General features: G+C 39.1%; 16 protein-coding genes. 4 read left to right on the top strand and 12 right to left on the bottom strand.

Translation table 11 applies throughout. The annotated features are described in order from the left end of the window. Nucleotides 1-23: 23 nt before the first annotated feature. From nagA to EV694_RS09080, 11 genes are all read right to left on the bottom strand, one after another. Nucleotides 24-1,172, bottom strand: coding sequence for an N-acetylglucosamine-6-phosphate deacetylase (gene nagA, locus EV694_RS09130; protein WP_132691762.1), 1,149 nt, complete (start codon nt 1,170-1,172; stop codon nt 24-26). Between the two features lies 1 nt (nt 1,173). Further along, nucleotides 1,174-1,614, bottom strand: a complete 441-nt coding sequence (gene agaF, locus EV694_RS09125) for a PTS galactosamine/N-acetylgalactosamine transporter subunit IIA (RefSeq protein ID WP_132691760.1) — start codon at nt 1,612-1,614, stop codon at nt 1,174-1,176. Between the two features lie 90 nt (nt 1,615-1,704). Next, entirely contained in the window at nt 1,705-2,574 is an 870-nt protein-coding gene (locus EV694_RS09120; protein WP_132691758.1) for a PTS system mannose/fructose/sorbose family transporter subunit IID, read from the bottom strand. Further along, entirely contained in the window at nt 2,564-3,334 is a 771-nt protein-coding gene (agaW, locus tag EV694_RS09115; protein ID WP_132691756.1) for a PTS N-acetylgalactosamine transporter subunit IIC, read from the bottom strand. The genes EV694_RS09120 and agaW overlap by 11 nt, the downstream gene beginning before the upstream one ends. Before the next feature lie 18 nt (nt 3,335-3,352). Further along, nucleotides 3,353-3,841, bottom strand: a complete 489-nt coding sequence (agaV, locus tag EV694_RS09110; protein WP_132691754.1) for a PTS N-acetylgalactosamine transporter subunit IIB — start codon at nt 3,839-3,841, stop codon at nt 3,353-3,355. An 18-nt stretch (nt 3,842-3,859) separates the two neighbouring features. Next, complete coding sequence (locus EV694_RS09105; RefSeq protein ID WP_132691752.1) at nt 3,860-5,020, bottom strand: SIS domain-containing protein; 1,161 nt, start codon at nt 5,018-5,020, stop codon at nt 3,860-3,862. A gap of 18 nt (nt 5,021-5,038) precedes the next feature. Then, nucleotides 5,039-6,319, bottom strand: coding sequence for a tagatose-bisphosphate aldolase subunit KbaZ (kbaZ, locus tag EV694_RS09100; RefSeq protein ID WP_132691750.1), 1,281 nt, complete (start codon nt 6,317-6,319; stop codon nt 5,039-5,041). A 21-nt stretch (nt 6,320-6,340) separates the two neighbouring features. Beyond that, nucleotides 6,341-7,114 carry a transcriptional repressor AgaR gene (agaR, locus tag EV694_RS09095; RefSeq protein WP_132691748.1) on the bottom strand — a complete coding sequence of 258 codons (774 nt, stop codon included), beginning with the start codon at nt 7,112-7,114 and terminating at the stop codon, nt 6,341-6,343. Nucleotides 7,115-7,432: 318 nt separating this feature from the next. After that, entirely contained in the window at nt 7,433-10,495 is a 3,063-nt protein-coding gene (locus EV694_RS09090; RefSeq protein WP_132691746.1) for a chondroitinase family polysaccharide lyase, read from the bottom strand. Between the two features lie 17 nt (nt 10,496-10,512). Further along, nucleotides 10,513-12,669: an autotransporter outer membrane beta-barrel domain-containing protein gene (locus EV694_RS09085; RefSeq protein WP_132691744.1), complete on the bottom strand. Its 2,157-nt coding sequence runs from the start codon at nt 12,667-12,669 to the stop codon at nt 10,513-10,515. 24 nt (nt 12,670-12,693) lie between these two features. Beyond that, nucleotides 12,694-13,650, bottom strand: coding sequence for an outer membrane beta-barrel protein (locus tag EV694_RS09080; RefSeq protein WP_132691742.1), 957 nt, complete (start codon nt 13,648-13,650; stop codon nt 12,694-12,696). 231 nt (nt 13,651-13,881) lie between these two features. Between EV694_RS09080 and EV694_RS09075 the strand changes: the two genes are divergently transcribed. From EV694_RS09075 to EV694_RS09060, 4 genes are all read left to right on the top strand, one after another. Then, complete coding sequence (locus EV694_RS09075) at nt 13,882-14,400, top strand: hypothetical protein (RefSeq protein ID WP_132691740.1); 519 nt, start codon at nt 13,882-13,884, stop codon at nt 14,398-14,400. A 174-nt stretch (nt 14,401-14,574) separates the two neighbouring features. Further along, nucleotides 14,575-16,107: a fused PTS fructose transporter subunit IIA/HPr protein gene (gene fruB / locus EV694_RS09070; RefSeq protein ID WP_132691738.1), complete on the top strand. Its 1,533-nt coding sequence runs from the start codon at nt 14,575-14,577 to the stop codon at nt 16,105-16,107. Between the two features lies 1 nt (nt 16,108). Next, nucleotides 16,109-17,050: a 1-phosphofructokinase gene (fruK, locus tag EV694_RS09065; RefSeq protein WP_132691736.1), complete on the top strand. Its 942-nt coding sequence runs from the start codon at nt 16,109-16,111 to the stop codon at nt 17,048-17,050. A gap of 6 nt (nt 17,051-17,056) precedes the next feature. After that, entirely contained in the window at nt 17,057-18,730 is a 1,674-nt protein-coding gene (locus tag EV694_RS09060; RefSeq protein ID WP_132691734.1) for a fructose-specific PTS transporter subunit EIIC, read from the top strand. A 281-nt stretch (nt 18,731-19,011) separates the two neighbouring features. Here EV694_RS09060 and EV694_RS09055 read toward each other — a convergent pair whose 3' ends face one another. Continuing rightward, nucleotides 19,012-20,199, bottom strand: coding sequence for an NRAMP family divalent metal transporter (locus EV694_RS09055; protein WP_132691732.1), 1,188 nt, complete (start codon nt 20,197-20,199; stop codon nt 19,012-19,014). Nucleotide 20,200: the final 1 nt, after the last annotated feature.

Here is a 20,200-nt window from a genome sequence, read left to right as displayed (position 1 = left end):
TCACTTATTTCAAATTCAAACGCCTACAACTGGTTATATAACCATTGCCCATTGATCATTGTGGCTTTAACCTGTAAATCATCATCAAGTACTGTTAAATTGGCGGTTAAGCCTTCAGCAATATGCCCAATACGTTGATCTAAACCGAGATATTTGGCAGGAACATAAGTCATCATTTGCACCGCTTCCCACACAGGTACATTCGCTTTAAATACCATATTGCGTAAGGCTTGATCGAGGCTACAAGTACTACCTGCTAAAGAACCATCAAAGGTTCTGGCTTGCCCATTGGAGACACGCACTGTTTGAATACCGAGGGTATATTCGCCATCGGGTAATCCCCCTGCTCGCATACAATCGGTAATGAGCATAATTTTTTTATAGCTTTTCATACGATAGGCAAGGTTTAATACCACAGGATGAACGTGAATACCGTCAGCAATAATTTCTGCCAACATATCGTGATAAAGGGTTGCCCCACAGCAACCAGGCTCACGATGATGTAATGCACTCATACCATTAAATAAGTGGGCAGCGGAATCCGCTCCTCGCCGACAAGCCTCTGCCACTTGTTCATAACTGGCATTGGTGTGAGCCACTACCACTTTAATCCCTCTTGCCACTAACCAATCAATGGCTTGATGAGCATTGTCAATTTCTGGGGCAATCGCCACACGCAATAACGTGCCACCTGCTGCTTGTACTAACTGTTCTAATTGTTCAATGGTAGGAGAAAGTAAATATTTGGTGGGATGAGAACCACGATGACGTTCGGTAAAGTAAGGCCCTTCCATAAAACTGCCTAATAATTCGGCACCTTGTTGTGGTGCATCAATATAGGCTTTCATACGTTGCATAGAAGCATAGATGTAATTTAAGGGGGCGGAAACGGTTGTGCCTACCCAGCCTGTTACCCCTGTTTGTGGTAAGGTTTTGGCGATAGTGGCAATGGCATTTGGATCATCGTCCATTACATCAGCCCCAGCACGCCCGTGAATATGCACATCAATAAATCCTGCGGACACATAGCCTTGTTTAATAATGATATGCTCGCAATCAGGCGGTAATTGATCACAAATTTGGCTAATTTTGCCTTGTTCAATCACCAATACTTTGTCGTTGAGTTCAGCGGTGGCAGTGATAATTTTTTTCGCCTGAATAGCATAACGCATTTTATAGTCCCTCACCGTCATCTTGTTGATCATCTTGCATTACACTCGCCAGTTCTTTACGCATATCCTTAATATGGCCCATTTCTCCACTTAGTAATGCTTCGGTTAATTCGGCAAGGGTAAGCTCCTCACGTTCAAGGGCGGCGTTAATGATCATCGATAGATTGGTGCCACAAATAAGTTCGGTATTTGGTGTCGTTAAAATAATATTGGCGGCACGATTAGTGGGAGAGCCACCATATAAATCTGTCAAAAATAGCACACCATCACCTGTATCCACTTCGGCACAAGCCTCTCTTAATTTTTGTTCTAATTGATCGGTGGTAAGATCTTCAGTGAAATCCACAAAAGCTAATTGTGGTTGTTTACCTACGATGGCTTCTACTGCAGATTGTAATCCGCTAGCAAAATGAATATGACCTGATACAACAATTCCTAACATACCCTAATCCTGTTTTCTCTCTTATAGTTGATTTTATGTTATGTTTTATTTTCCAACGGAATAATGGGTTATTCCGTTGGAAAAGGGCGGTTAAATAATGCCGAGATAATGCCCAATTACCCCAAAGGCAAGGGTGCTAAAGATTAACACTGGAGGTTTTGCCCAAAAGCCTTTGCCTTTTACCAGCTTAAACATTAAGAACACCGCTAATAGTGGTAAGAGATTTGGCATAATTTTGTCAAAAAATGCCGTTTGTACATCAACCACTTTTCCCCCTAATTCAAGGGTAGCGGTGGTTTTAAGTCGAATAAAGGAGGCACACAACGCACCGATCACGAAAATCCCCATAATATTAGCTGCACGAGCTAATTTTTCAGTGGATTCACTCATATTGACCATTGCTGCAGTCCCTGCTTTATAGCCCATAAATAACAAGGCAAAGTAAACAAATTTTGCGACCGCTTGATACATAAAGAAGAATAAGAATGGACCAGCAATAGAGCCCTCAATAGCGATTGATGCCCCTAAAGCAAGGGTTAATGGCATTAAGGTCATATGGTCAATGGCATCGCCCACACCACCTGTTGGTCCCATACCCGCTACTTTCATCACATTAATGGTAGAAGGTTTTTCTTTATTTTCTTCCATTGCAATGGCTGTACCAAGCAAGAAAGTAAAGAGTTTTGGACTAGCATTAAAGAATTGCAGATGATTTTTCAGGGATTTAGCTAAATCACGTTTGTTGTTACCGTGGATTTTTTCCAAGGCAGGCACAATAGAATAAGCAAAACCACCTGCTTGCATTCTTTCAAAGTTGAAGTTACCTTCCATAAACAAGCCGCGGAATGCACACTTCCAAAGTTCTTTTTTGGTAATAACTTTACGAACTTCTTGATCTTCGTAAGCGTCAATGTTATCGACTAAGTTCTCGTTAACTTGATTTACAGCTTTAGATTCCATCTTCAAACTCCTGTGCTTGTGATTTGTTGTTATTGTTGCCATTGCCTGAGAAGTAGAAATAAAGGGCAGCGATAGAGGCACCGATAATTGCTACCGCCATAATCGGCAGTTTTAAGTAAGTTGTCATTACGAAACCGATGAAGAACACACCTGCCAACTCTTTTGACCACATAATTTTTAGTAACATCGCAAAACCGATAGCTGGTACAATTCTTGCCCCTAAACCTAAGCCTTCTAATAAGGTTTTTGGTGCATTTTGATCGATCCACTGTGCAGCGGCTTCACCAAAGTAAACGGTAATAAAGGCAACGACAGCATATAATAATCCTCTGGCACTAATGACGGACACTAAGAGAAAATCAATACCTTTTGAATTTGCTGCTTCAGCGTAACGATCGGCTTTCCCCATAGTGAACGAAGTAACCGCAAAGAAACCAATTACTAACATTTGCATTAACACCGCAATTGGCATACCCACACCCATCGCCACTTCTGGAGAAGAGTTTGTCATTACTGCAAAAGAAACCGCAGCGATTGTACCTAGGGTAACATCGGGTGGCTGAGCTCCCGCATTAGGTACAAGACCTAACCAAGCCAATTCAAGGGTTGCCCCTGTAATTAAGCCCAGTTGTAAATCGCCCATAATCAAGCCCACCACAGGGCCTGTAATTAACGGACGGTGAATATTTAATGCGACGTCATACTTATCAATACCGCAAAAGAATGCCCATATCGCAACAATTAACGCTTCATATAACATATAAGCTCCTTAGAATGTTTAGAGATATTGTTTAATATCAACTTCTTGAGCATCTGGTGTATTTTGAATAGTACAAGTTACGCCAGCCTCAACCATTTTGCGGAAAGCCGCAAGATCCTGTTCATCTACTGATACGGTTTTGGTTAATTGGGTTTTGCCTTCGTGGAAGTGCATATTACCGATATTACAATGGGTAATTGGCACGCCGCCTTCCACCAGTTTTGCCACATCAGTAGGGTTATTACATAAAATAAAGATTTTTTGTTGTGGCGAGGCTTTATGAATCACATCAATGGTTTTCTGAATCGTAAAGAAACGCACCGCATATTCGCCACCAGCAGAGGCTTTCATTCCTGCTTGCATAAATGCCGCATTTGGACCTTCAGCGGCTTCATCATTGGCGACTAAAATCAAATTAGCACCACTTTGTTTACCCCAAGTAATACGAATTTGTCCATGCAATAAACGTTCATCAATGCGTGTCCATACAATATTTGGTGTTGACATAGTTTGTCCTCCTAAATGTTATTGATTAAAGCTGTGGATAATAACGCCTTGTACGACACGGTTGACTTCGCCTGTTGGACAAGGATTATCGGTAGTAATGCCATTTTTCAATGAGCTATACACTGCAAAAATTTGTGCAAATACAATGTAAGGGAATAACAAAGCATAATCTTCTGCTTCGGCAAAGCCAGCAATTTGTACCACATTGCTTGGCGTTTCAACTGCTTGAGCAGTCAGTGCCACAACACGTTTCGCTTTGTTATCTCGGCGTAATTCATTTAATAAATCAAGATCATATAAACGGGTATAAGGATGATTAGATAAAAACTCTACGACTAAGGTATCGCCATTTACAATGGATTTTGGACCGTGGCGGAAACCTAATGGCGAATCATAAGTGGCGACCACTTTGCCTGCGGTTAACTCCAAAATTTTTAAGGCAGATTCTTGTGCTAAACCTTGTAAACCACCGCTACCAAGATAGATGATACGCTTAATATCGTCATTAATAATAGATTGCACATAATTCACATATTGCGGAATTAAAGCTCGGGTATTTTCCGCAATAAAACCCAATTTATTTAAGACAGATCCTTGCTCTAAGAAAAAGACGGCTAAGGCGGATAAGGTCATTGAAGAAAAACTTGAGGTCATCGCAAAACCACCATCATTGGTTTCTGCTGGCATTAATAAACCTAATACATTATCTTTATGTTGATTATTGCGATATAACGCCCCTTGTTCATTACAAGTGATTAATAAATGGCGACAATGATTTAAGCATTGTTCCGCTAACTCTACTGCGGCAACGCTCTCAGGGCTATTGCCTGAACGAGCAAAGGATATTAATAAAGTTGGTACATCTTCACTAAAGTATTGATAAGGATTAGAAACAATATCAGTAGTAGCAATAGATTCCACTCGTTTGCCCGTTTGTTTGGTAACAAAAGGTGCTAATGAATGTCCAACAAAAGCTGATGTGCCAGCACCAGTAAAAATAATACGTCCATTGTCAGCTTGTAACACAGGTTGAATAAACGCCAATATGGTATCACGTTGTTCATCAAGTGATGCCAAGGCTTTAAGCCAAGCCTCAGGTTGCTGTTCAATTTCTCGTGCTGTCATTATCGCACTTAGTTTTTCCAGTTCGGTTGTGCTATAACCTAAATAGTTTTGCATATCTCTCCCCTTTCCTGATTAATGATTAAAAAAACTGGCTGCGGCATAATCTGCTAATACTTCTTGCACCTTAGCTAGCACCAATTGTTTTGCTGTTGGTTTAAGCTGACCTTGTCGTACAGATGCCACAAGTGTTGGAAAATATTGGCTTAGTAACGGTAATGGAATTTCACGCTCTGCAAAGTTATCAAATAATTTTTCTACTGCTTGTTGGACTTGTTCGTTACTCCAATAATAACGAATACGATCGCTTAAACTGTAACTTCTGGCAAAAAACTGTTGCTGTGCAGTACCTTGATAATATTTTTGCCAATACACAGGATTTGCCAGCATTTGCTGTTCTAATACCGCTTTTAATTGTGAACATTGTTCAGCTGGCAATAAAATTTGTTCAATATCCGCTAAGGCGTATAATCCTTCTCTTAAGGCAAAAGTTAATGCTGGACCAACTTTAAGAATGGCAAAATGTTGTTTAACTAACGCCTTATAAGCCTCACCAGTTTGATAATCGGTAGAATGTGCCTCAAACACTAAATTTGGATAATCATTGACCACTTGAGAAAGTGCGGTCGCTTTTTCAGGTAAAAAATCAATCACCTTAGTATGATCAAACTCCACACCAGGTTGCACCACTAAACCAATCACTCTTGACCAAATTTCCGCAAGTCCTACTTTGGCAAAGGCTTGTTGATGTGTGTCTAAGGTTTTTCTAGCGGCAGCAGGATCGGTAACGTGTAAGCTATTGATTTCCTCCGCTTCACCACCCGGTACAGGCACTTCAGTACCAATCACATACACAGGTTTCGGTAACTGATGTTTTTGAGCTGTTTGTTCAGCGATCACTGCCAAACGAGCTGCACGCTCTGCCACGACTTCATCTGATAATGGCACAGGATCACCTTGACAAGACATACTGCAATCTAAATGAATTTTTTCAAATCCTGCTGCCACATAAGCCTCAATCACACCCTCAGCATTTTTCATTGCCTTATCAGCTGGCAAATGTTGCCAACGGTTTGGGCCTAAATGATCACCACCTAAAATTAATTTTTCCTTTGGAAAATTCACTTTACTTGCAAGTTGCAATACAAATTCACGGAAGTCTGCAGGTGTCATACCTGTATATCCACCAAATTGATCTACTTGATTGGACGTCGCTTCAATTAACAATACCGAATTATCTTGTTTGGCTTGTAAAAATGAGGCTTCTAATACCAAAGGATGAGCCGAGCAAACGGAGTAAATTCCATTATTTTGCCCTGCTTTATGCTGTTTAATAATCTCTAATAAAATACTCACGATTGCTCCTTTTGATTTTAATTAATCCACAATGACGACTTCGACACCTTGTTCTTGAAATGCCTTTAAATATTCAGCAGGTATGCCAGAATCGGTAATTAACACATCAATCTCGGCAAATTTACGAATGACATGACAGCTTTGTTTACCAAACTTGCTAGAATCTGTAACGGCGATAACACGATTAGAAATTTCACACATTTTTTTATTTAAGCTTGCCTCTTGCTCGTTATGAGTAGTAATGCCTGCTTGCAAATCAAAACCATCAACACCAAGAAAAAAGGTATTAAAATGATAATGCTCTAAATCACGCTCAGCTTGCGGACCAGAAAAAGACAAGGCATTTTTTCTTAATCTTCCACCAGTCATTAACACATCAACATAATTTGTATCCGCAAGCTCAATAGCAATATCCAAACCATTGGTCATTACTAATAGCTGATTTAAATTGGCTTTTTTCAAACCAATAGCAATTTCTCTTGTTGTTGTGCCAGAATCCAAAATAATGGCATCATCATTCTGAATAAAAGCGAGAGCTGCCTGCCCAATTTTGCTCTTTATCCCCGAATTTTGCTGACGCTTTTCGTGATTGCTTAATTCCGCAATCATGCCACGATTGGGAATTGCGCCACCATGTGAACGAACGATATAGCCATTTTTCTCAAGAAAGCTGAGATCTTGTCGAATGGTCACCGCAGACACTGAAAAAATCTCTGCCAGTTCTTCAACTCGCATAGAGTTCTGTTGATTAATTAACTCAACGATTTCCATTCTTCGCTCAATGGCACTTTTCATTACTTACTTTCCTCTTAATTTTTATAAAGTTTTCGTTGTCTTTTAGTTTATTTATAAACTCTTGTTTTATTTTTAATAATGATAATAATCGAAATAAAATGAAAGTAAATAAAAGAAATTGAAAAGTTTGAGGTTGATCACGTTTTTTGGTAAATAAATGGATAAGGACGCTGTATTTGAACTATAGTCATCCACTCAAAAATATAGCCGTTCCACTTTAAAATGATACAGCGTTGGTACGCCTTGTCGTACTCTTTGTACTGTCTTCGACGTACCACTTTGTTTCATTTTAAATTGAAACGACTATCATGGACTCCATTATTTTTTGCGTAACTCTACCTCTTGAGGAATACCAAAATAACTTGAGAAAATTAGTTCGGTGTTGTTGCCACTGTTTTTGACTTTCACTTTTTCATTAGGCTTAATGGCTTCCCATTGACCTTTAATCGATACTTTCACATCTATAGGTTTTGGGTGCTTTTCTCCTGCAATATTTAGATCTGGTGTAACACCACTAATCACAAGATGAGCGCCATTCTGTTTTGCCATAACAATAGAAGGGTAATTTGAAGAATTTACCAAGTCATCTTGAATAGATTCTGAACTATAGAATACATAACCTTTAACATTGCTCAAGTTGTCCTGCACAATATGAACATTGCCTTGTACTGAAAACTGATAAGGCTTTTGTCCATTTTTGACTTGGTTGGCGAGTTGTTGCATTTGTTCAGGTTTTGCATCAAGAAAAACCACATACTCATAGCTTGCATCATTGCCTTGTTCGCTATGATCAATCCAGGCTGAACTAAATACGCCCTCTGTCGCTTTACGTTCCATACCAGCATAACGTTTATCTGGCGTACCTTGAATGGAATGTTGATTTTGTTTGACTACAAAACCTTTTTTGACATCTGTAATCAAATAACCATTTCCACTACCATCAATAATCCAATCCCCTGTGGTAAAAGCTTGTGGTTTACCTGTAATAACTTTTTTACCATTAAAAATAGCATCTTTTGTATTAAGCGATGAAAGCTGGAATAATGTCGTTTCTACATCTTTATTGTTATGACTACTCCGAATATCTGTTCCTACCATAATGAGATGATCATCTGCGGCAAGTACCGTTTTTTTAGCGGTAAACCTTGGATCAAAATTTTTCAAGTGTGTAGGAGATAATAAATATGATGCCATCATTCCATATTTATTTTGTAATGCTGAGGTACCGTTATAAGGCGTTTCACCTCGCAACATTAGCGTATGGGTAATTGGGCTGTTTAATTGCTCCCAAGGTAAATGTATTGAAGTAACACCAGGCATTCTATTCCAATCCCACCCATTTTCGAGATAACCTTGTTCTTTGGCTTTCTTATGGCTGAGGATTTGAGCTGAACCATTACTTTGGTAACGACCATAACGATTTTCTTCCACATAGATCTCAGAAGACCATACATTGCTATTGTAGGTTTTTAGCGTTACCATTTTGTCATTGTAACGGTGAATACCAAAAGCACCACCATTAAACGACCAAAATCCCTGCGGTAATTTTGCTGGTTCTATTTTTTGTTTAAAAATTTGCTCGGATTGTTGTGCTGATTTACCTGAAATAGCTAAATAAATCGCCGCTAATTCAGTGTCTACTTGAACATAGTTATTAGCAAAAGCCAACCAATAATAGGCATCAACTACTCCACTAATATCTTCACTAACAAAAGGTAACCTGCCACTAATTGCCATTCCTATATCAGGATTAGTGTAAACCCAGGCAGAAATCAACACTTTCTTCAGCAGGTCATAAGTTTGATCATTAAAAGCAAATGCAGTTCCTTTAAACAAATTAGCCAACAATGCCATATTTGGTAAAGCAGGAAAACCATAACCAGGATAATGTCCATTATGTCGCCAAGTTGTACCATCTGGGCGTAAGCCATCTTTTGTGCCTGGAGGAATTTGAGCAATAGCTTTATCAACATATTTGGCATATGAGTTAACAAAATTGAGTTTCTGCTGCGGATCATCTTCCAATAACAATAAAGCAAGTTGCTGGCGAGCTAAGGTATTGTAATAATCCAGATTAGAGCTATCAGGTGTAACAATCATATCAAAACTGGCTTTAAACTCTCGAGCATACCACAATAATGCATCAGCGACAGTTTGTTTAAGTTGAGCTTGCTCTAATACATCACGCATTAAGAATGCAGATAAATACCACCAACGAGAACTATACCCCCAGTGGTGAGTAGTAATCAATCCACTGCCTTTAACAAACCCTTGGTCAATTAAATGTTCTGTTAATAGCACATACATATTCGCCAAATGTTTACGTTTTGCTAGATCGGTTGTTTTATGGTAGGCACGGCTAATGTTATACATCAACGCACTATAATCATTTAAATCGATATATTGATCGAAAAGAGCTTTATCTTGCTCAGATAAGTATCTAATTTGATAACGATCTTTTTGTTTAACTGTTAACACATGGCGACCACTAATAATTCCCTCTGCATTTTTCTTCACTTCAAAGGATTTAAAAGTATTATTAATATAATCTATATCTATATTTTCAGTAAAACGAGGATCGGGAGCATTTAACAATAAATCTGTAAACCTTTGTTCAACCGTTTGCATATCACGTTGTAATACCGCTTGATTTGCCTTTGGTAAGCGGGAAAATTGGAATTTAATTTCAGGTTCTGTAATACGGGTTTTTATATGATAATCTGACCATTGATAACGAGCATCATCTACAGAAAGCATAATATGGTCAATAAAAAAGCGTCCTTGTTTTACCGATTTTGGAGCTGTAAATTTAACGCTATCAAAGCGATTACCTAAACTTTTTACTCTAACAAATCCATCATCTTCATTAACCAATTCATCTCGATAATCAATATCGTTATTGAGGGATACCCCAATAGCTCTCCACCCCTTGAAATTCAGTTTTACTTTTAATCCTGCGGCACCATTATTATAAGGTGTCAATTTTGAGCCGAAATCTACAACTAAATAATCATCAATCGGTGTCTCGTTATAGATAAAAAAAGAAAACAATGGGGTAGAACGTCTCCCCCAAACAGCCTGAGCTTCCTGATCACTAGGTACATAATAATCACGATGAAAAATAATATTACTACCTGCTTGCCAGTCCCATTCTAACGATGTTTTTCCACTAATTGCTCGCAAAGAGCTAATTTTTAATTCACTTCCTTTTCCTAAAGTGAAATCATTTAATACCGTCTGATCGCCAAAAGATTCTATTTTAGCCTGCATTATATTATTAGGATCATTATTATTTGCTAAACTTTCCTCTGACAACCAAGGAAAAAGGAATAAAGCAGAGCAAAGCGTAGCAAGCATATTTTTACGAAAACAATGAGCCATAAATTATTCCCTCCCTACTAGAATGTATTACTTACGCTAAAACCAATCATCGCTTCTTTATAACTACCAAAATGGTTATAAGATAATGCCCCAGAAAGATTAAGGTTTTCGCTAATATCTAGTCTTGCATTAAGCTTTGTACTAAATTGATTTCCAGTAATACCATCTAAATTAAAATCTCCATAAGCAACTGACTGGCTACTATCATCTGCTAGTTTATATTGGGAATGAAAATTTCTATTTCCCATCTGTTTGTAATACTGAATATCCAGACTTGGTACAAATTTCCCTAGTTCTAACTCAAACTCTTTCCAAATAGAAAGCCCTGTGCCAATATGGCGAGCCTTATATTTTTGCGTTGTAGCGGCTAAGGCAAATGGAGAATTTTCTTCTGTCCAAGCTTCACTTTGTAACCACTGTTCTTTAAGACTAACAAATGGACGGAAATGTATCCCCTTAAATTCTGTATTAATTCCTCCAGTAAGTTGATAACCAAATTGAAAACCTGTGTAATCCCCTTTGGCTGTAGTGTCAGCAATTGCTCGTTTACTTTCTACAGAATAAGCTCCTCCCAATAAATTAGCACTAGCAAAATAAGGTTTGCCGTTCCATTCAAAGTAAGGCATAAATAAAAGTTGCGTCATTTTTTTATTTATATCGGAAAACTTACCGTCGATATGGCTATGATTAACCCCAACTGATAATCCTAACAATCCTTCATTATTAAGTTGGCGATCTGCTCCAATATGTACGCCATAACGACTTAAATTATAGCCATATAAATTGTTATTCGAGCCTCGTCCAATAGAAGAGTTAACCCAGAAATTCCATTTATTTTCATAACTATAAATTGGAGATTGTCGTTGATAAGCTAATAAACGATCTTCCATATTGCTCCGCATTTGTTCTCCCCAAACCCAAGCTGCATTAATATCTGCACCACTTAAATCAGGTAAAAATTGGCGAGATAATTTAGCTGCCGCAGCATTGCTTGGATTGGCGACTAAAATACTTTCTCGTTCATTACTTAATCCTAATGAATTTGCCAAAACATAAGTAACGAAATTAGATTCATATTGTGTATTCGCTAAAAACTTAACGGCACTGTCATAGTCTTTCAAAGTGATGGCATTAGTTGGATCGTAACTAATACTTAATTGATTTGAAGTACTTGTGTTAAATGTAATTTTTCCTTGTTGTTGCTGTGTTACTAACCATTCATCAGGATTATTTACTTCTGTTCCTTCTTGTACCAGATTATTACCATCACTATCATAGATAATTACACTATTACTATTATTTGTTAATTTTGTAGTAGCATTAATCAAGACCAGCTCTTTATTGGCAATATCCTCGCCACTTATTCCATTAGCTAAAGTTAGTGTTAGGGTCGAACCGGTATTAAGAGTAGTATTTGCCGTTGTAAGTAACGCCGTAGAATCTACTAAATTAATATCTTCTAAAAGAAAAGTTAAAGTTGAACCATCTTGAGCTACCAATGAAGCACTATTCCAGTTTGAACCTGTAGTGCCTGATGCAATAGTTAATGTTGCATTACTATTCACTGTAACAGTGTTAATACCTTGAATATCACTGCTACGAATGGTTGCACTACCTGAATCTGGAATTACAATCTGATGATTAGCGGTATTGGTAGTGGAGGAATTAATATAAATATTTCCATCAACTGTACCATCAGTAATAGTAATTCTCATATTTTTATCTGTTAAATTAGGTATATAAAATGCATAATTACCGCCTTTAACAGTACTGCCATTCAAAATATTAAAGCCATCTGTATTTGCTCGTAAATTCGTACCATCAAATTGAATTGCAGTTCCACTGCTTTCTATATTTACCGCATTACTCCGACCGATTTGAACAGAAAACTTTAATCCTAAAGTGTCGTCCAGTAATAATGCTGTATCTGAACCTGACAAATCAGTATTAACTCTAATCTGTCCTTGATTTGCAAGTGTTGTATTTGGAGAAGCAATGGTTAATTTTGTACTTGTATCTGTTACTAATGTGCTATTAACATTACAAGTCTGGTTATCCAGTGTAATGGTGTTACTATCGTAACTACAGACAGCATTCACCTGTGTTGTTACTCCAGATAAAGCCAAAGCGATTGCAGAATAACGTAATAAATTTCCTTTCGTAAATTTTTTCATAATCTTATGCTCCTATTGGCTATCTTAGAAAACAAAACGCATACCTAAACGCACATAATCTTGTTTTTGTTTAGTTTCTGGTGTTTTGATAATTTCTCGGTAAAATTCGCTGGTAATATAGACATTATTGGTTACTTGATAACTGGCATTGAGTTGATAACGCGTAAAATCTCTCGTCTCCCTTGTATTAGAAAGTTCATTCTTTATTTTTTGTTTACCAAAAATAGATTTACGGAATTGTGTTGATAAGGTAATTCCAAATGGAGCGCGATAAGTGGTATATAAACGTAATTGAGGATGGCTAACTGTATAACTAGTGTTGTCCCAAATCCCATAATCTTCTCGTCTATTACGATTATCATTATAAGCAACTTCTACACTGAAATCTGAACGAAGAGCATAACGTAACCCTTGCTCTATTTCCCAACCAACACGGGTATTACGCTGATGTCTTTCTCGTTGTGTTGCATTAGAATTTGATAAATAAGCTCGACTTCCTTCAAATTTAGCAACTTCTGGGTTAATTTTTCCTTTATAGAAAAGTTGATCTGTGAGGTTATATTGATAATAGAAATCTAAATAATAATAGTCTTGAGTTGTATTATGACCATTAATATTAATAGTTTTATCTTGACGAATATAAAAACGCGGTTCAAACCAACCGTCATTAAAGAGATAGCGATAACCAACCCCTAAATTAATACGTTGATAATCACGCTGAGCCGTTAAAGCACCATCATTATTTAAATAGCCCTGTGATCGATTTTGATTCCAACGAAAATAAATTCGCCATTGTGAATTGTCCAGGTTAATAGTCGCATCAACTCTGGGACCTTTGTAATTACGATATTTTAAATCGTTATATTGATAATCTTCCCAGCTAACCGTTGCATCAACAGTAGCAGCCTGTGTTACCCCCCCCCAGAGAGTACAAAAAATAGCCAGAGAATATAATGCTAATTTTCTAACGTTTGTTTTCATATTGAAACCTCCAGAATAAAGTCGTAAGAATAAAAAACAAAATGAAGACAAATGAAATATTATCAATATTAAAATAATTTAATTAAGAAAGATATAATGAAAGTTAAGAATTTAGAGGTAGATCACAAAATAAACTAAGTATTCGTAGAATGTACAAAACGTACTCTTTGTTACTAAGCAAGACTTATGTATAATACAGCGTCATATTTCGGTTATTAATCAAGGAAAGCTATGTTAAAAAAATTCTCTTTATGTGCGATTGCCCTGTTGTTGTCCGCTTGTTCTCTTTCTTCTTATATTCCTTTTGTTAATAAAGAAAAAGCAGTGATTGAATTGGATAAAACGGCGATTGATCAAAAATCTTATGCTGTGGCGTATGAAACCACTGTGCAAAGTTATACAGATCGAGTAGGACAAGATTATGATGTGAATTCTTTTACCAGTGGTGTGAATGACTGGTATTTAGGGCGGATTTTAGTGCCTGTTGAGCAAATTAAGCAAAATCTCAATCAGGGTATGAATGATAATAGTGTATATGCTTATTATAGTGGTGTGATCTTTGCCGCTGATTTGCAAGCGAATTTTAGCCGTTTAAGTGCTACTTGCTGGGATAATATTGATCGCCCAAGTATGACGCAAGGAATTTATGATGCTATGCGTGATTTGCAAAAAAATCAAGTGCGGTCGGAAAATGATGAATTTTTAACGCAAGGTAGCGAACAATTGTTACAGACTTGCCAAGGAAAATAAGTCAGGATTTATTAGCAAAGGAGGGTGTTAAAACCGTCCTTTTATTTTTATAGCTGTTCCACTTTAAAATAATACCGCATTGGTACGCTTTACTACCTTGTCTTATTTTAAATTGAAACGACTATATCAAAAAAGCTAAAACGTTTTTTCTAAAATCAACAAGAGGAAAGTGGAATGTTTAATTTACCCGAAGATAACATTCATTTAGCGGCGAAAGCCGATAATAAACAACAGGCCATTGAGCAAGTGGCACAAGCATTGGAGCAAGCAGGTTATGTTGAAGCGGGCTATTTGCAAGGTATGCTTGCTCGTGAACAACAAACCTCTACCTTTTTGGGGAATGGTATTGCGATCCCTCATGGTACGCTAGATACCCGTAATATGGTGAAAAATACGGGCGTGCAGGTGTTTCAATTTCCGCAAGGGATTGAATGGGGCGAGGGTAATTTAGCTTATGTGGTAATTGGGATTGCTGCCAAATCTGATGAACATTTGGCATTGTTACGTCAATTAACCCACGTACTTGGCGATGAAGAAGTGGCTGCCTCTTTAGCTAACCTTGCTGACCGCAAAAAATTCCGTGCCATTTTAATGGGCGAAGGCGAAGCGTTGCAGATTAAACAGGAAAGCATTAGCCTTGATATTGACAGCGAAAGTTTATTAACCCTGACAGCCATTAATGCAGGAAAATTACAACAACAAGGAGCGGTTAATGAGCAATTTGTGGCGGAAGTGATCGCTAATCCTGCCTTGCCTTTGGCAGAGGGATTATGGGTAACCGATAGCTTAAATGGTAATGTAAAAAATGCCCTTGCTTTTAGTCGTGCTAAAAATACCTTTAGTAACAATGGCAAAGCGGTGCGTGGTGTGCTAACCATTGCGGCGGCAGATGAGCAAATTGATGAATTATTGGCACGTTTATTAGATCCTCAAGTACAGCAGTTATTACTCAATGGCGAGCTTAACCAAATTGTGGCTGGGTTAAATGGCAAAGAAATTCCTGCTCAAGAACAACGCCAAGCCAGTGAAAATACGAGTGAAAGCACAACCACTGCCTCAGCTGGTGCGGTAATTGGTACGTTTACCATTCGTAACGAACACGGTTTACACGCTCGCCCAAGTGCGGTTTTAGTCAATACAGTTAAGCAATTTAATGCCAAAATTAGCGTACAAAACTTAACACGCAATAGCGCGGAAGTCAGTGCTAAAAGTTTGATGAAAATTGTTGCTTTAGGGGTAACACAAGGGCATCGTTTACGTTTTGTCGCAGAGGGCGATGACGCACAACAAGCCATTGAAGCCATTGGTAAAGAAATCGCTAATGGTTTAGGCGAAAGTGTTTCCGCTGTGCCGCCTGCTGAAGCTGATAGCATTGAAGTGGCAGGCTCAACCTCACCACAAGCGAACCAAAACACCGCAGCCCCAGCTGGCGATGAAGTAGAAGGTATTTTTACCGTACAGAATGAACACGGTTTACACGCACGTCCAAGTGCAGTGTTGGTAAATGAAGTGAAAAAATATAATGCCACAGTCAGTGTACAAAATCTGGATCGCAATTCTGCTTTAGTCAGTGCCAAAAGTTTGATGAAAGTGGTGGCATTAGGGGTAACCAAAGGACAACGTTTACGTTTTGTTGCCACAGGCGAACAAGCTCAACAAGCCATTGATGGCATTGGACAAGCTATTGCCAATGGATTGGGGGAATAAGATGAGCAAGATTGCAACTATAACCTTAAATACCGCTTATGATTTAGTGGGGCGTTTAAAACGTATTGAACTTGGCGAGGTAAATACGGTAGAAACCCTAGGGCTTTTCCCAGCAGGTAAAGGGATTAATGTGGCGAAAGTGCTAAAAGATTTAGGACTTGAGGTTGCCGTAGGTGGTTTTCTGGGCGAAGACAATCAAGGGGATTTTGTTCAATTATTTCAACAGCTTAACCTTGAAGATAAATTCCAACGAGTGGCAGGAAAAACCCGTATTAACGTAAAAATTACCGAAACGGAAGCGGACGTTACCGATCTTAATTTTTTAGGCTATCAGATCTCGCCACAAGATTGGCAACAATTTACCCAACAATCCTTAGCTTACGCTAAACAATTTGATATTGTGGCGGTGTGCGGCAGTTTGCCTCGTGGGGTAACGCCTGAGCAATTTAGTGCTTGGTTAAAAGCCCTTGCGGAGAATGGAGTAAACGTGGTGCTAGATAGCAGTAATGCCGCCTTAACCGCGGGCTTAATGGCAAATCCTTGGTTAGTCAAACCAAATCATCGTGAACTTGAGGCGTGGATTGGGCATAAACTCAATAGCCTAAGCGAAATCGTTGATGCTGCCAAACAGCTCAAAGCCCAAGGCATTGCCAATGTGATTATTTCTATGGGGGCAGAGGGATCCTTATGGTTAAGTGATGATGCCATTATTCAAGCTCAACCGCCAAAATGTGAAAATGTGGTAAGTACTGTTGGTGCTGGCGACTCAATGGTGGCGGGCTTAATTTATGGTTTAAGCCAAGGTTTATCGCAACAGCAAACCCTCGCTTTTGCCAGTGCCGTATCGGCATTTGCCGTATCACAAAGTAATGTAGGAATTCCTGATCGCAGTCAGTTAGATCCAATTCTTGCCAAGGTCAATATTAATATCATTGAAGGATAATGTGGAATGAAGATTTTTATTACTCAATCTGCCGAGCTCGCTTATGCGACGGCTTATTTATTACGTCAGCAATTTAGCCAAATTGCCCAACAGCAACAACATCAAATAGTAAGCCAAGCGGAGCAAGCGGACTTCGCTATTGTGTTTGGCAAAATATTACCAAAACTGACCGCACTTGTGGGAAAAAAAGTGGCATTAGTGGACGCGGAACAGGCTTTTATTAACCCTGAACAAAGTTTTCACAATGCGTTACAACAAGCAAGTGATTATGTTGAGCCAACAGAAAGTGCGACTCATTTAAGTAGCAAAACCAGCAAAAATATCGTGGCGGTAACCGCTTGTCCAACAGGGGTTGCCCATACCTTTATGTCAGCGGAAGCCATTGAAAATTATGCCAAACAACAAGGTTGGCAAATTAAGGTTGAAACACGTGGGCAAGTGGGGGCTGGCAATCCTATCAGTGCGGAAGAAATTGCAGCGGCAGATCTTGTTTTTGTGGCGGCAGATATTGATGTGGATTTGGCGAAATTCGCAGGCAAACCCATGTATCGCACTTCAACAGGATTAGCCCTCAAAAAAACTGCACAAGAATTTGATAAAGCCTTTGTGGAAGCTAAAATTTATCAAGCTGATAATGGGGATAAAGCACAAACAAATACCGCTGACCAAGAGAAAAAAGGCATCTATAAACACCTAATGACAGGGGTCTCTCATATGTTGCCATTGGTGGTCGCAGGGGGCTTGTTGATTGCTATTTCCTTTATGTTTGGTTTTGATGCCTTCCAAGATCCTGATCTCGCTTGGGGATTACCAAAAGCCTTAATGGATATTGGTGGCGGTGCGGCATTCCATTTAATGATTGCGGTATTTGCGGGCTATGTGGCATTTTCCATTGCTGACCGCCCGGGGTTGGCAGTGGGTTTAACCGCTGGGATGTTAGCGGCAAATAGCAATGCTGGGATTTTAGGCGGTATTATCGCAGGTTTCCTTGCAGGTTATGTGGTGAAATGGCTTAACGATAAAATCAAATTACCAACCACTTTCGCCTCCCTCAAGCCAATTTTGATTTTGCCATTATTAGGCACATTAATTGTTGGCTTAGCAATGGTTTATGTGGTCAACCCACCTGTGGCGAGCATTATGCAAAGTTTGTCTAATTGGTTAAACAGCATGAGCGGTACTAACGCTATTCTATTGGGCGTGATTATTGGCGGTATGATGTGCGTGGATATGGGCGGCCCAGTAAATAAAGCCGCTTATGCGTTCTCAGTGGGTATGATTGCCTCAAATGTCACCGTACCAATGGCAGCCGCAATGGCGGGCGGTATGGTGCCACCGCTAGGTATGGCGATTGCGACTTGGTTAGCGAAAAATAAATTTAACACCAACCAACGTAACGCAGGTAATGCTTCTTTTGTATTAGGTTTATGCTTTATTTCCGAAGGGGCATTACCATTTGTTGCCGCTGATCCGTTGCGTGTGATTGTGAGTAGCGTGTTAGGCGGAGCAACAGCAGGGGCAATTTCTGCTAGTCTCGGCATTACCCTCAACGCTCCACACGGCGGTTTATTTGTGATCCCATTTGTTTCACAGCCATTAATGTATCTATTGGCGATTGCAGTAGGGGCAGTGATTACAGGGGTATTATATGCGGTAATTAAACCAAAAAGTCTGGCTTAATAATCGTCAAAAATCAATGAGAAATGCCATAGTGATTGCTATGGCATTTTTTATATTTCAATGTTTGGGATTAAAGTGCGGTCAATTTTAGAAAAATTTTCCAATAATCTTAATTTCCCGATCATTTCCCCTTAAAAACTCCCTGTGAAATTCAGAATACAGAGAACTGAGGATAGAAGACAGTATTAATCTTAAATATCAATAAATTAGCCTATCCATTATTCTGTCCTCTGTAAAGTCGGAGAAATAACCGTAAAAAAATCCTAAAATTCAACCGCACTTTACCCCAATAATCCCCCAAAATATTTACTTAACGTCATTAAACTCATTACCGCCATAGCAATAACCACCACAAAACCACAGATTGTCATCCAAATTGGGTGTTTATAATCGCCGACAATGCTTGGCTTGTGGGCGGCTAATAAAATTAATCCGAGTGAAATAGGGAGAATGAGTCCGTTTAGGGTACCAACAAAGACTAACACTTGAGCTGGGCGACCAATGGTAGCGAGTACTGCTGTAGATATAACAATAAATGCGACAATCCAGCGATTTTTATGCTGTTCAATTTTCGGCGAGAAACTGGTAATAAATGACACTGAGGTATAAGCTGCTCCGATTACAGATGTAATAGACGCCGCCCAAATTACCATACCAAAAATCATTAATCCTACTTCGCCTGCTACATGGGAAAATGCCGTAGAGGCTGGGTTTTTAGGATCAAGGCTTACCCCTTGCGATACCACACCAAGCACCGCTAAGAATAAAACGATACGCATAATAGAAGCAATTAAAATGGCGGAGATCGAGCTTTTACTCACTTCATTGATAGCTTGTTTTCCTTTTACTCCTGCGTCTAATAAGCGATGTGCTCCAGCAAAAGTAATATATCCCCCTACGGTGCCACCCACTAAGGTAACAATCGCAATCACGTCAAGTTTTTCTGGCACAAAGGTATGCACTACCGCATCGCCTAGTGGGGGATCGGCTTTGACTGCCACATAAATGGTTAAGGCGATCATAATAAAGCCCATAATTTGTGCAAAGCGATCCATAGCTTTGCCTGCCTCTTTAAATAGGAAAATTCCTACCGCTATGGCACCACTAATTATTGCGCCTGTTTCAGCGGATACGCCAGTGAGAATGTTAAGCCCAAGTCCAGCACCGCCGACATTACCAATATTAAATGCAAGCCCGCCCATCACAATCAGTAAGGCGAGAAAATAACCTGCGCCGGGTAATACATTATTGGCAATATCCTGTGCCTTTTTCTCGGATACGGCAATAATCCGCCAAATGTTAAGTTGTGCACCAATATCCAAGAGAATGGATAATAAAATCACAAAGCCAAAGCTGGCTAACAAGGTTTGTGTAAAGGTGGCGGTTTGGGTTAGAAAGCCCGGTCCAATGGCAGAGGTTGCCATTAAAAAAGCGGCACCGAGCAACACATTACGGTTGTTTTTTTGCATA

Source organism: Volucribacter psittacicida, from assembly GCF_004339025.1.
GTDB classification, from domain to species: Bacteria; Pseudomonadota; Gammaproteobacteria; order Enterobacterales; family Pasteurellaceae; genus Volucribacter; species Volucribacter psittacicida.
This window is presented reverse-complemented; position numbering and strand designations above follow the sequence as displayed.